Raw genomic sequence first — 14145 nt, 5'->3', positions numbered from 1 at the left:
TGCATCGCATACTCGCGCTTATCAACACCCGGCCAGCCATGGGCCTGAAAGTGTGTGGCTCATTTTAGAGGGATTCTTATGTTTTACGTGCAACGTGATGCGCAGGGCGCGTTGAGTCGCGTAGAGGCCGCCGCCTTTGCCGAATCCACCGAAACACTGCCGGCCGATCACCATGAGATCCAGGCCTGGTACGCCAACGAAGTGGTCGAAACCAGCCTGGCCCAACTCAAGCAGAGTGACCTGGAGATGATCCGGGTACTGGACGACTTGATCCAGGTACTCACCCGCAAGGGCGTTATCAGCGTGACGGACCTGCCGCCCGCGGCCCAGGCCAAATTGATGGACCGTAACCAGGCGCGGGAAGCGTTGGGTGGGTTGAGTCAGTTGATCAATGATGATGAGAAAGGGCTTATCTGAGCCTGAAGCCGAACCGAATCCAAATGTGGGAGGGGGCTTGCCCCCGATAGCGGTGGGTCAACCAACGTCAGTGTTTGCTGGGCCGACGTCATCGGGGGCAAGCCCCCTCCCACATTTGATCTTCACTGCTTTAAGCATTTCGTTCGCTTAACTGACTGGCATTACGGCAAGCCCCCTCCCACATGTGTTCTGTGTTATTTCCAGGGCGCCGGTTCGCCGAACAACTGGCCCTGCACACCAAAAATCCCCATCTCGCGAATCACCTTCAGCTCACCCTCGGTCTCCACACGCTCGGCAATCAGCGGCAGGTCGATGCTGTGGGCCGCGCGCTGGATGGCTTCGATAAACAGGCGCTTGTCGCTTTCCTGGTCGATGGCGCGGATGTAGCTGCCGTCGATTTTCAGGTACGCCAGGCCCAGGCGGGCCAGGTTGCCGATCATGCTGAATCGTCCACCGAAACGCTGGAGGCTCAGGGAGAAGCCCAGTTCGCGCAGGCGCTGGGTCATCTGTTCCAGCACAGGCTGCTCCGGCAGTTGCTCTTCACCGATTTCCAGGGTGAGGCGCGGGCCGAGGTTGCTGTGCTGGCGCAGCAGGTCATAAATGCGCTGCAGGGCCTGGGGGTCCTGCAAAGTCGCGGCTGAGAGGTTCAGCGCCAGGTTATGGCTGTGGCTGGTCATCTGTTCAAGCACTTGCTCCAGCATCAAGCGGTCCAGGCGGGCCGACCAGCCGAAACGCTCAAGCCACGGCAGGAAACGCCCGGCGGGTAGGGTATGGCCGTCAACGTCGTGCAAGCGCGACAGTACTTTGTAGTGCAAGACCAGTTGCGGGTCCTGGCTGGAGACAACCGGCTGGAAGTACAGCTCGAAGCGCTGCTGGGTCAGCGCCTGGTCCAACAGCGTGTGCCAGGCGTGGTGATCGTCGCCGACTTTGGCGGTAGCACTGTGATCGAGGCACACCCAAGTGCTGTCACCCTGGGCTTCGGCTTGCGCCAGGGCCTGGTCGGCGCGGGTCAGCAGCGCCTGCGGCGCATCGCCATGGTTGAACGGTGCCAGGCCGATATAGGCCACGGGCGCGACGTCGCTGGCGCCGGTAGCCTGCAGGCTGAGCAAGGTGCTTTCCAGGCTCTGCGCCAATTGCAGCGCTTCTTCTCGCGTCAGCCCAGGCGCCAGCACCGCGAATTCGCCGCCACGGATACGGGTCACGAGGTTGTGGGTTTCCGGGTACGGCTCGCACTGGCGCAACAGCTGTTCGCCGACCGCTTGCAGCAGCTGGTCGGTACGCTGGCCTCCCAGGCGCTGATTGAGGCCGGCCAGGTCCTTGACGCGCAACACCAGCAGGTAGCCGGAGTTGGTTTCTTCGGGATTGCTGACACGGGCGTTGAGCTGCATCTCGAAGTAACGCCGGTTGGCCAGACCGGTGAGGTTGTCCTGATAGGATTCGGTGCGCAGCTTTTCGCTGCGCTCGGCCTGCTCCTGGAACAGTGCCTTGAGCTTTTCCACCATTTGATTCATTGCCTGCACTACCCGGCGCAGTTCCGGCGTGCGCGGCAGGTCGGGCAGGCTGAGGAATTCTCGGCGGGCAATCGCGTGGGACTGTTTGACCATGTAGTCCAACGGCTTCAATTGGCGGCGCAGCAGCAACCCGCCAAGCACCACGCTGACCGCGCCGCACATCAGCAACCAGCCAAGACTGCCCAAGGCGCTCTGCCAGAGTTTGGCCAGGGCGAACATCGGATGGCTGACCACTTCGACGCGCGCCGCCTGCTCCCAACCGCGGCTCACCAGCGCATCCCCACCGGCCGGCTCCAGGCCGATCAATTTAACAAACCAGTTGGGCACGCCGTTGTTGTCGGGTATGCCGCTGCGTTCGACGATGGTTTTGTCCGTGGCCAGGTCCACCACCCGGATGCTGGCGTAGTAACCGCTGTCGAAGATCGAGCTGACCAGCAGCTCCACCATGGCCGGGTCATCGATATTGGGGGTAAGCGACAGCGCCAGCGCCGTCGCGGCATCCTGCGCATGGGAGCGCAACTGGTTGACGTATTGCGTGCGCGAACTTTCCAGGCTGACCATGAAGCTGCCGCTGAAGGCGACCACCAGGAACAGACAGATTGCGATCAATAGCTGTTTGAACAGAGACATCCGATCAGTTACTCCTAGTTGGCAGGCTCGGCTGGAAAGCCTTCCGCACGCATTTTTCTCAACACATCCTGCCAGCGCGACAAGCGTTTGGTATCGCCGACCTTCTTGTTGCCCTTGGCACCGGGCAGGTACAGGCCCTCGGCGTTGAATGAATACACCGGGATCAAATCGGTACGGCGGGTTGCGGGCAGGATTTCATCCATCAGGCTGTCAAGCACCAGCGGGATCGCGTCGGGGGTCGAATAGTAGGTCAAGACCATGTGCGCGCGATTCTGACGCAAGGCCTTGACGTAGGTAATGCGCAATTTGTCGCTGGACACACCCAGGTGACGCAAACTGAAATACTTGGCGATGGCGTAGTCTTCGCAGTCACCGGCACCCTTCCAGAGGCCTTCGATGGGTGTCTCCCAATAATCGACCGCGTGCCAGAGATCGATGTCTTCCACGTAGGTCATTTGTTTGTTGAAAAACAGGTTAACGACCTTGAGCTGTTCTTGTTCGCTGACCTGCTTTTGGCTGGCCAACAGCCGCTGCCAGGCGTCAATACGCTGCTGGCCTTCGCCCAGTGGGCCATACAGGGCACTGGCCTTGCGGCTGATCTGCGAGAAATCCCAATCGGCATGCAGCCCGCCAAGCATCAGGCCGGCCAATAAGATCGCTGATAAAAACCAGCAAAGAACTCGATAGGGAATAAAACTTACCGCCAAGGCGTTCAGTCCATGAAGAGAGACGGAATTTCAGGGATGGTGAAGCTTCGCCTCGGAAAAAACAATGGCATAGTGAGATCATCGATCGGAGAGCGACTTTATAACCGCCTCCCGTGAGATGCGCAAAATACACGCTGTAAGCCCTTACAAACGGAAACTTTGGCTGTTTGACAAGCGCTTGGGCCATCTCTAGTGTGCATTGGATCCAATAAACATACTTTATATTCAACAAAGGAGGCCAGCGTAACCGTGACGCCAAAGCCGAACCCTTTAAGCAGCATCAAGGTCAGCGGGCCTATTCCCGCTCATCTTGCCCGCGCCGTTATTGAAGAAACGTTGCGCAACGCCATTCTCGATGGGCGGTTGCCCTGTGGCACCGCCATGCGCCAGCAGGAGCTCGCCAGCTTGTTCGGCGTCAGCCGCATGCCGGTACGCGAAGCCTTGCGCCAGTTGGAAGCACAATCGCTGCTGCATGTGGTGACCCACAAGGGTGCGGTGGTCGCCCCATTGATCGAGGACAATTCAGCAGAGACCTATGCCCTGCGCATGCTGTTGGAGTCCGAGGCTCTGCGCTTGTCGATCCCATTGCTCACTGAGGCTGATATTGCCGAGGCAGAGGCCTGTATCCATGCGCTGGAGTCTGAGAAAGACTACAGCGAGATTGGCCGCCTCAATCGGCTGTTTCACATGGTCTTGTATGGCAAGGCGCCTAACCATCGCTTGCTGAAACTGGTGGAGCATGGGCTGAATGAGGAAGAGCGCTTTCTGCGCTTCAACCTCGAGGCAATGGGACTGGGCGAGACGTCACAGGAAGACCACCGCGAACTGCTCAGCCTGGTGGTGCAGAAAAAAATCGACGAGAGCATCCTGACATTGCGTAATCACCTGATGCGCGGCATGGAGGTCATCAATACATACCTCAATGGCCTGGAAACTGCAGATAAAGCAGGCGCGTCGTAAGGCGTTCGCAGTTCTCTTTTAGCCTTTACACCGCGCGGCATCTTTCCTTGTCAGGAAACGTCCGCGCAGGTGACGCTTTAAACAACTCGCCAGTCTTAATAATCAGCTTTATATAAAGAAATCTCTCACACTTAAAACAACTATTTCTCTCGGACGCTTTTTCTAGAAAAAACATTTAATACATTTACAAGCTCATCCAAACGTTTAAACAGTTTATTATCACCCGCCAACTCCATAAACTTTTAAATCAGCCGGTCGCGTCTTGAACCCGCGTTTGTCGCGTGGCTACCCGTTAAATCAATCTTCTATTAACAACTACAAAACTCCATCACTGCAACTAGAGCAGTCGCAACAATTTTATAGGCGTCAACCATGCATCATCATTTGCTTGAACAAAAAAAACTACAACTGTGCAACCATCCGTTATTTGCAGAAATAACGTCGCTTGGCAAACTGCAACACTTCATGGAGAGCCATGTATTTGCGGTCTGGGACTTCATGACCCTGACCAAACGCCTGCAACAAGATCTTACCTGTACCCAGATCCCCTGGCTTCCGCCCACTGATCCGAAGGCCGCACGCCTGATCAATGAAATCGTACTGGCCGAGGAGTCGGATGATCACCCGACGCGAGGCCATTGCAGTCACTTTGAGCTGTACCTGGACGCCATGGCGGAAGTGGGCGCCAACACCCGCGTCATCACACATTTCATTGACCTGCAACATCAGGGAGTGGAAGTGAGTGCAGCGCTGCAAATGATCGGTGCGCCCCCCGGTGTACCCCGCTTCGTCGACAGCACATGGCAGATCGCACTCAGCGCCCCCACTCACTGCGTGGCGGCAGCTTTTCTGCATGGTCGTGAGGACGTCATTGCATCGATGTTCGAGCGTCTTCTGTGCAGCAGCGCCTTGATTGCTCGCCAGGCGACCACTTTGTGTCACTACCTCAACCGTCATATCGAGCTGGATGGCCAGGAGCATGGCCCGGCGGCGGAACAAGTGCTCCAGCGCCTGATCGGTGCAGACCCGGTTCGCCGGCAACAAGCCTATAGCATTGCCCTTGAGGTCCTGGAAAGCCGCATAACCTTCTGGGATGACGTACAGACCTCAATGCAAGAGGTTCATCCATGAGCGTTATCGAGTACCGCTCATTCGCCGAAGACTGGGAGCGTCGCGCAACCATTCGCACTCGCCCGCGCCGACTGTTGGAAAACGACGACAAACTGATCTTTCCCCTGTATCGCCAGCCGCTGGTACTGAGTGCAACCTTTCTCGAGCACTGCCCGCAGTGGCGCAATTTCGTACTGGCGCAAAGTTTTTATCGATTCATCCATGACATCGTGGTTTTCGAAACCGAGATCGTCGATAAGACTGCCCGCAGTATTGCCAAGAATCGCTTCTCGCTGCCTCTCCCTCTGGCCTGCCGCTACGACGCGATGACCGTCGTGGTGGATGAGGATTACCACGCGTTGGTAGCACTGGACTTCCTGCAGCAAGCCGTGGAGTTGACCGGTATCCAGCCACTCGACCTCCCTGGGCAGATCGAACTGAGCCGCGCCTTGCCGGCAGCTCAGGCGCAGGCACCAGAGCACTTGCGCGATGCGGTTGAGTTGATCGTCGTGGCCATCGCCGAAAACACCGTCACCCATGATGTGGCGGCCTTTTCCAAGGACGACAGTGTCAAGTCGTCCGTGCGCGGCTTTATGGCCGATCACCTGTCTGATGAGGGGCGCCATGCACAGTTCTGGACACAGTTGGTGCGCATCTATTGGCAGTCGGCGAGCGCGGAGGATCGCGACAGCATTGCCGCTGTGCTACCTACGTTCCTGGCCCATTACCTGACCAACGACCTACAGAAAAGCTTCGACCTGCAGTTGATCGAACACCTGGATATCAGTGCCGATATTCGCCTGGCGCTGGATGATGAAATCGTTGCGTTGGACTTTCCCGTCACCCGCCAGCATCCGCTGGTTGGCAACATCATGAGCTTCCTGCACCACAGCGGCGTACTGCACACGCCTGGCGTGGCACGCGCCCTGGACAGCTACCTGCCCGCGTCGGGGAGGTTGGCATGAAGCGCTTGACGATTGAATGCCGGGGAGCCAGCCAGGCGCTGCGGGACCTCAAGCTCGTGCTGGAACAATACGGGCATACGGCCGGGACGGAGTTGGTCGATCTGGTGATCGAGGACGGTAGTCAGCCATCGTCAGCCCTCACCGATGCTCCCTGGATGAGCCTGCGCGTGGGCATTGGTCCTCTGACCGACCAGGGGCTGCCCGGACTTCAGTTCCGCTGCTACGACCGCGAGAGGCGCCTGTTGGCTGTGCACGACGTTGCCGATGAACCCAGCGGCAACGGCCAGCGGTTGCGCCGTCGCGCGGAAAACGCCTTGGTGGAATGGGCAGCGTCGTTGGTCAGCGGATTCTCAAGAGACCCCGGTTTTTTCTGTGCAATGCCCCACTCCGACACCTCGCCCGAACAGGGCTTGCAAAGGCTGGAGGCACTGGCGTTCATGCATCGATTCAATCGTACGGCAGACCCCGCGCTGCTTCGCGCGGCACAGGTGCCCATGATCGAACGCCTGCAGGCCAGCCTTGGGGTCTTCGCCAATCGCACAGCGCTGAATATTGCGGGAGGCGCGGTGACTTATCGCCAACTTCAGGAAAAAGCCATGGCGATTCAGCAACGCTTGCTGCCCCTGCTGGAGAGCATCGAACCACCACCGGTGGTGGGTGTGTGCCTGGAAAAGTCTATCGAGCTCTACGCGAGCATTCTGGCGGTGCTGGGATGCGGCGCGGTGTATCTGCCGCTGTCTCCGGATCATCCGGTAAAACGCCAGCACAGCATGCTGACAAGCGCAGGCACCTGTCTATTACTTGCCAATGGCGTGCATCCGTTGCGCGATCATTTCGTTTCAATTGATGTGAGTACGCTTGTCTCACACGACATCGACCCGACTCAACCGCTGATGCGTCATCGTCCCCATGCCGATGCGCCGTGCATGGCACTTTTCACCTCCGGCACCACCGGGCAACCCAAGGGGGTGTTGCTCAGCCAATATAATCTGGCGCATTTCACTGCCTGGCTCAGTAGCTGCGTGGCGCTGGATGATACGAGTCGCGTGCTGCAATTTTCACCGCTGAGCTTTGATTCATCGCTAATCGATATTTTCCCCGCCTTGATTGCAGGCGCAGAGCTGATTGTCCCCAGCGCAGACCAACGTCACGATCCTCAGCAATTGGTCGAGTTGATCCGCCTGCAGCGAATCACCCATGCTTTTCTGCCACCGGCACTGCTCAGTATCCTGCCGCTGGATCAGCCTCTGGGCCTCTGCCACCTGCTCACCGGCGGCGATTTCTGCGAGCCCTACGTGATCGAGCGACTGGCAGGCCGATGCCAGTTGCACAATTTCTATGGCCCCACCGAAGCCACGGTACTGGCAACCCATCGGACGTTTCGGCTCGGTGACAGCAATCGCAACATTGGTCTGCCCATTGCCAACAGTCAGGTCTTGATTCTTGACGACCACTTGCAGCCGGTGGATGAGCAAGTGATGGGTGACCTGTACATCGCAGGTCCGGGGGTCGGCCAGGGCTATCTGAACGGACCAACGCAGGCCGACTCCCCATTCGTCACGCTGACGTTGCCCAATGGACAAGGGCTGCTGGCTTACCGCAGTGGCGACCTGGCGAAATGGACACCAGACGGTATCGAGTTGGGCGGCCGACGGGATGATCAGGTCAAGATCCGCGGTTTTCGAGTCGAGCCTCAGGAAATCGAGCAGTGCCTGCGCAGCAGTCGGCTGTTTCGCCAGGTAGCAGTGGTGATTGATAAGGCATGCAGAATCATTGGCTTTGCCGCTCAGCCCGAACCCGGCGCCACACTGGCCAGCCTGAAAGAACATGCCCGGCAGTGGCTGCCTGAGCATATGCAACCCATCGCCTGGAGCGAGCTGCCGAGCCTCCCCTCTTCGAGCAACGGCAAGATTGATCGCAAGGCGTTGCGGGCGACGCCGAACATCCGCGCGCAGAAGGCAATTCGTTGCAGCACACCAATCCAGGCGCAATTGGTGGACCTTTGGGCTGAGTTATTAGAGCTGTCTGCCGGTGACGTGTCGATCGACGACAGTTTTTTCGACCTGGGTGGCCATTCGATCCTGCTGTCGACCTTACTATTGCGCCTGCGCGGGCAGTTTGGCTGCAGCCTGTCATTGAGCCAGTTTTTCAAGGCTCCGACGATTCGTGCGCTGGCCTTACAGATCGAAGGTGGGGCGCTGCCCGACACGCCGTTTAACCAGATGAAAAAAGATGCATCTCGACCCCTGGACCTCAAGGTACTGCCTGAGGCCCGCGCCGGCGATCCCAGCAAGGCGATTGTCACGGGGGCCAACAGCTTTGTAGGGGTGCATATCGTCCAGGCCTTGCTGGCTGACGGGGCGAAAGAAGTCGCGTGCCTGGTTCGGGCCCTTCCGGGCCAGTCAGCGGCGGACCGGTTCACTCAGGCGTTGCGTGAATACCGCCTGGAACGGTTGGACCTGAGCCGAGTGCAGGTGTACGCCGCAGACCTGCGTCAACCACGCATGGGCCTGTCCTGTGAGGCGTACGAGCACATCGCCCGTCATCATGGCGTGCTTGTGCACAACGCGGCGCAGGTCAATCATGTGATGGACTACACAGCACTCGCCAAGGAGAACGTCGAGCCGGTGTTTGAATGCCTGCGCCTTTGCGAGACCCACTGTAAGAAAGTCTTCAATTTCATTTCTACGCTGTCCGCCTGCAGTAGCATCGACACTGATCGGTATGTGCTCGAAGCCCCCGCCAGCCACGCATTGCCGCTCTATGTAAAAAATGGCTACAACCTCTCGAAATGGGTGGCCGAGCGATTATTGGGGCGAGCCGTCGAACAGGGGGCCTGGGTGAATATTCACCGGCCGGGGAATATCAGCTTCAACAGTCAGAATGGCGTCTGCCAACCCCATAAAAATCGTTTGATGCTGATGCTCAAGGGGTCGCTGCAGCTGGGCATGGTCCCTCGAATGGAAGGGAACTTCGACTTGATGCCAGTGGACTTCCTGGCACGCTTCATCGCGTTTCACAGCATCCGTTTTGTCGCTGGGCGAAACGTGTTCAACCTGCACAATCCACAACCGTTGAACTGGGACCAGTACCTTGATGCGTTCAGCCAGGCCGGACATATCTTCGAGCGTATAAGCCTTCAACAGTGGCAACGGGCGTTGCGAACAGTAGGCCATGACAATGCGTTGTTCGGCGTACTGGGCTTCTACCTTGATGGGCTGGGTGAAGACATCGGCGACACGTCGATGATCCATTACAGCAATGCCCAGTGGGGGTTGGAAAAAATGGGCACACACTATCCGCCAAAGAGCCCTGCACTCTTGCGCAAGGGCTGTGACTACCTGAAGGCCATCGGCTTTCTTTGAACGGCCAGGCAGTCGGAGCGAGAGGCCGCGCTCCGATGCGCCAGGATCAGATTTTGAAGCTGTCGACCAATTGCTTCAATCGGCTGGCTTGCTGGGACAGCGCATCGCAGTCCTTGAGCGTCTCGTTGAGATTGGCCACGCCTTGCTGGTTCAGCAGGTTGATCTGGTTGATGTCGACATTGAGGGTTTCAACCACGGCTGTTTGCTCCTCGGTCGCTGCGGCGACCGATTGGTTCATGCCGTCGATCTCAACGATTCGCTGCGTCACGCTGACCAGACGCTCGCCGGCCTGGTTAGCCACTTCAACGCTTTCTTCGCTGGAAACCTGGCTGGCGTTCATGGTGGTCACGGCTTCACGCGAACCCACTTGCAGGGAAGTGATCATCTTGTGAATCTCTTCAGCCGACTCCTGGGTACGGTGAGCCAGGTTACGCACCTCGTCAGCTACCACGGCAAACCCGCGCCCAGCTTCGCCGGCACGGGCTGCTTCGATGGCCGCATTCAGCGCGAGCAAGTTGGTCTGCTGGGAGATGCCCTTGATCACATCGAGGATGTGGCCAATGTTGTCGGTGCTGGCGTTAAGGGTCTCGATCTGGGTGCAGGACAGGCTGATTTTCTGCGACAGTTCCGACATTGCCTGGATGGTTTGCTCCACGACCTTGCGTCCATCGTCAGCTTGCTCACTGGCACCGCTGGCATGCTGCGAGGCATCAGCGGCGTTACGCGCGATTTCCTGGGTGGCGGCGCCCAGCTCGTTGATCGCCGCAGCCACGCTGTTGGTACGTGCACTTTGTTCGTCAGAGCCGATGATCGACGCGTTGGACGACGCCATCACGCGCTGGGACAAGTCATGCACCTGGCGTGTCGCCGAGGACACTTCGGAAATCGAGGCGTGGATACGCTCGACAAACTGATTGAATGCGCTACCGACTTCGCCGAACTCGTCTTTGCTCGTAACGTCCAGGCGTCGAGTCAGATCACCTTCGCCTTGAGCAATGTCCTTCATGGCCACGCCCATGGTGGTCAGCGGACGTAACAACACCTGAATCAATAAACTCAACAGCACGGCAATCGCTACAACGGCGATGAGCATCGCTATCAATGCTGAAGTGCGAAATTTCCCCAATGCGGCATAGGCTTTGTCTTTGTCGATAGAAAGACCGATATACCAGTCAGCCCCCGGCAAACCGCTGATAGGCGTAAACGAGAGGATACGGTCCTGTCCATTGAGTACAACGTCCTGGTTAACCTTCTCGATACGCAACTGGGTGCCTGGGTAAATGTCTTTGAGGTTTTTCATCACCTGGTCCTGGTCAGGACTGACGATGACCTGGCCATCACCACTGACCAGGAAAGCATGGCCAATACCGCCGAAATCCACCGAGTTGATGATCTTAACCAGGGTTTGCAGGCTCAAGTCTCCCCCCACAACGCCCAACAATTCGCCGTTCTTCTTCACCGGCATGGCGATCGTCACGATCTGGCCGCCCACAGCCGCCATATAAGGCGGGGTAAGCATGGTTTTGTCCGCTGCTACGGCTTGCTTGTACCAAGGACGCTGACGTGGGTCATAGCCTTCGGGCATCTTCGCATCGGGACGCTGGGTGAACACACCGTTGGTTTGACCCACGTAGGTAAACTGGAAGTTGGCGGTGAACGCCGGTTGATCGACCAAACCAGGCAGATCGGCGCCACTCCCTTGATGGGCAACGTTTTGTGCCAGGTTTTCCAGGACCAGGATGCGGCCGCTGAGCCAGTTCTGCACACTGCTGGCGGTAAGCTCGCCGGATTGCTGGATGGAGGACGCCAGGTTTTGCCTGATCGTGTTGCGCTGCAGGTAATCGTTATAGAGCGTGAACAGCGCAAAGGCCAGAACCACGACGCCTGACGCCGCCAACAGAATTTTATGACTGAACTTGAGATTCATTTCATCGACTTCTTTTGCCAAAGGGGGGTGAGCGTGCCGAGTGGAACATTCCATGTAACGCGATAGGCGGACTCTGCGACCGCTCTATTTCGGTGCACGCATGGCTCGTCAGGCTTTCGGCCAGAAAGCGATAAATCTTAGAGTTTTGTGTGAATCTTCCTCTTTTAGAGCAAGCCGCCGACAGGCGGTAGAGACGCAGTCGATTATCAGCCTGTTGCGGCCTTAAACGACAAAACCCCTGTCTGCGTTAGCAGACAGGGGTTTCGGAATTCAATCTTGACGATGACCTACTCTCACATGGGGAAACCCCACACTACCATCGGCGATGCATCGTTTCACTGCTGAGTTCGGGATGGGATCAGGTGGTTCCAATGCTCTATGGTCGTCAAGAAATTCTGTGTACCAGACCGTTGCGCTGGCAACGTCCCGGTGAAATTCATGAGCTTCTACATAAACAAAACCCCTGTCTGCGTAAGCAAACAGGGGTTCTGGAATTTAATCTTGACGATGACCTACTCTCACATGGGGAAACCCCACACTACCATCGGCGATGCATCGTTTCACTGCTGAGTTCGGGATGGGATCAGGTGGTTCCAATGCTCTATGGTCGTCAAGAAATTCGGGTACTGAGTCGTGACCTGTTGGCCTCGCTTCAGCAAATTGGGTATGTGATAGTTTTCGGTGTTTTGTGAGCGTCGAACTTTCGGTTCATCTCGTCTTCACACACCGCAATCTGGTCTCTTTCGTCTTTTCAACTAGGAGCATCAAATTGCTTGGGTGTTATATGGTCAAGCCTCACGGGCAATTAGTATTGGTTAGCTCAACGCCTCACAGCGCTTACACACCCAACCTATCAACGTCGTAGTCTTCGACGGCCCTTCAGGGAACTCAAGGTTCCAGTGAGATCTCATCTTGAGGCTAGTTTCCCGCTTAGATGCTTTCAGCGGTTATCTATTCCGAACATAGCTACCCGGCAATGCCACTGGCGTGACAACCGGAACACCAGAGGTTCGTCCACTCCGGTCCTCTCGTACTAGGAGCAGCCCCTCTCAAATCTCAAACGTCCACGGCAGATAGGGACCGAACTGTCTCACGACGTTCTAAACCCAGCTCGCGTACCACTTTAAATGGCGAACAGCCATACCCTTGGGACCGGCTTCAGCCCCAGGATGTGATGAGCCGACATCGAGGTGCCAAACACCGCCGTCGATATGAACTCTTGGGCGGTATCAGCCTGTTATCCCCGGAGTACCTTTTATCCGTTGAGCGATGGCCCTTCCATACAGAACCACCGGATCACTAAGACCTACTTTCGTACCTGCTCGACGTGTCTGTCTCGCAGTCAAGCGCGCTTTTGCCTTTATACTCTACGACCGATTTCCGACCGGTCTGAGCGCACCTTCGTACTCCTCCGTTACTCTTTAGGAGGAGACCGCCCCAGTCAAACTACCCACCATACACTGTCCTCGATCCGGATAACGGACCTGAGTTAGAACCTCAAAGTTGCCAGGGTGGTATTTCAAGGTTGGCTCCACGCAGACTGGCGTCCACGTTTCAAAGCCTCCCACCTATCCTACACAAGCAAATTCAAAGTCCAGTGCAAAGCTATAGTAAAGGTTCACGGGGTCTTTCCGTCTAGCCGCGGATACACTGCATCTTCACAGCGATTTCAATTTCACTGAGTCTCGGGTGGAGACAGCGCCGCCATCGTTACGCCATTCGTGCAGGTCGGAACTTACCCGACAAGGAATTTCGCTACCTTAGGACCGTTATAGTTACGGCCGCCGTTTACCGGGGCTTCGATCAAGAGCTTCGCGTTAGCTAACCCCATCAATTAACCTTCCGGCACCGGGCAGGCGTCACACCCTATACGTCCACTTTCGTGTTTGCAGAGTGCTGTGTTTTTAATAAACAGTCGCAGCGGCCTGGTATCTTCGACCGGCATGAGCTTACGGAGCAAGTCCTTCACCCTCACCGGCGCACCTTCTCCCGAAGTTACGGTGCCATTTTGCCTAGTTCCTTCACCCGAGTTCTCTCAAGCGCCTTGGTATTCTCTACCCAACCACCTGTGTCGGTTTGGGGTACGGTTCCTGGTTACCTGAAGCTTAGAAGCTTTTCTTGGAAGCATGGCATCAACCACTTCGTCGTCTAAAAGACGACTCGTCATCAGCTCTCGGCCTTAGAATCCCGGATTTACCTAAGATTCCAGCCTACCACCTTAAACTTGGACAACCAACGCCAAGCTGGCCTAGCCTTCTCCGTCCCTCCATCGCAATAACCAGAAGTACAGGAATATTAACCTGTTTTCCATCGACTACGCTTTTCAGCCTCGCCTTAGGGACCGACTAACCCTGCGTCGATTAACGTTGCGCAGGAAACCTTGGTCTTTCGGCGTGGGTGTTTTTCACACCCATTGTCGTTACTCATGTCAGCATTCGCACTTCTGATACCTCCAGCAAGCTTCTCAACTCACCTTCACAGGCTTACAGAACGCTCCTCTACCGCATCACTTGCGTGATACCCGTAGCTTCGGTGTATGGTTTGAGCCCCGTT

8 protein-coding genes and 3 rRNA genes (1 of these 11 running past the window's edge) are annotated in these 14145 nt (G+C 56.9%); 5 read left to right on the top strand and 6 right to left on the bottom strand.

The annotated features are described in order from the left end of the window. Nucleotides 1–78 precede the first annotated feature (78 nt). Nucleotides 79–417, top strand: a complete 339-nt coding sequence (locus tag MRY17_RS00630; RefSeq protein WP_057725300.1) for a hypothetical protein — start codon at nucleotides 79–81, stop codon at nucleotides 415–417. 194 nt (nucleotides 418–611) lie between these two features. On the opposite strand, the gene lapD is transcribed toward MRY17_RS00630, so the two are convergent. Together lapD and lapG are read right to left on the bottom strand one after the other, a co-directional pair. After that, nucleotides 612–2558 carry a cyclic di-GMP receptor LapD gene (gene lapD / locus MRY17_RS00625; protein ID WP_243353107.1) on the bottom strand — a complete coding sequence of 649 codons (1947 nt, stop codon included), beginning with the start codon at nucleotides 2556–2558 and terminating at the stop codon, nucleotides 612–614. A gap of 14 nt (nucleotides 2559–2572) precedes the next feature. Then, nucleotides 2573–3196, bottom strand: a complete 624-nt coding sequence (gene lapG / locus MRY17_RS00620; RefSeq protein WP_243353106.1) for a cysteine protease LapG — start codon at nucleotides 3194–3196, stop codon at nucleotides 2573–2575. Nucleotides 3197–3514: 318 nt separating this feature from the next. Here lapG and MRY17_RS00615 point away from each other — a divergent pair, with 318 nt between their 5' ends. The 4 genes from MRY17_RS00615 (at nucleotide 3515) to MRY17_RS00600 (ending at nucleotide 9665) form a co-directional block, all read left to right on the top strand. Next, complete coding sequence (locus tag MRY17_RS00615; RefSeq protein ID WP_181284668.1) at nucleotides 3515–4225, top strand: GntR family transcriptional regulator; 711 nt, start codon at nucleotides 3515–3517, stop codon at nucleotides 4223–4225. Between the two features lie 372 nt (nucleotides 4226–4597). After that, a complete protein-coding gene (locus tag MRY17_RS00610; protein WP_191953710.1) occupies nucleotides 4598–5356 on the top strand; it encodes a DUF3050 domain-containing protein in 759 nt (252 codons plus the stop codon). Then, entirely contained in the window at nucleotides 5353–6300 is a 948-nt protein-coding gene (locus MRY17_RS00605; protein WP_243353105.1) for a diiron oxygenase, read from the top strand. Before MRY17_RS00610 ends, MRY17_RS00605 begins: the two co-directional genes overlap by 4 nt. After that, nucleotides 6297–9665, top strand: coding sequence for an amino acid adenylation domain-containing protein (locus MRY17_RS00600; protein WP_243353104.1), 3369 nt, complete (start codon nucleotides 6297–6299; stop codon nucleotides 9663–9665). The genes MRY17_RS00605 and MRY17_RS00600 overlap by 4 nt, the downstream gene beginning before the upstream one ends. A 46-nt stretch (nucleotides 9666–9711) precedes the next feature. Here the strand turns inward: MRY17_RS00600 and MRY17_RS00595 are convergent, their stop codons facing one another. From MRY17_RS00595 to MRY17_RS00580, 4 genes are all read right to left on the bottom strand, one after another. Beyond that, entirely contained in the window at nucleotides 9712–11592 is a 1881-nt protein-coding gene (locus MRY17_RS00595) for a methyl-accepting chemotaxis protein (RefSeq protein WP_181284664.1), read from the bottom strand. Between the two features lie 274 nt (nucleotides 11593–11866). Beyond that, nucleotides 11867–11982 (bottom strand): 5S ribosomal RNA (gene rrf / locus MRY17_RS00590). 109 nt (nucleotides 11983–12091) lie between these two features. Next, nucleotides 12092–12207, bottom strand: a 5S ribosomal RNA gene (gene rrf, locus MRY17_RS00585). 169 nt (nucleotides 12208–12376) lie between these two features. Beyond that, nucleotides 12377–14145: ribosomal RNA gene (locus MRY17_RS00580) — 23S ribosomal RNA — on the bottom strand; it runs 1123 nt beyond the window's last position.

The organism is Pseudomonas orientalis (genome assembly GCF_022807995.1).
In the GTDB taxonomy this organism is placed as follows: domain Bacteria; phylum Pseudomonadota; class Gammaproteobacteria; order Pseudomonadales; family Pseudomonadaceae; genus Aquipseudomonas; species Aquipseudomonas orientalis_B.
The sequence above is the reverse complement of the archived record's forward strand: the minus strand, read 5'-3'. Positions and strand labels throughout refer to the sequence as shown.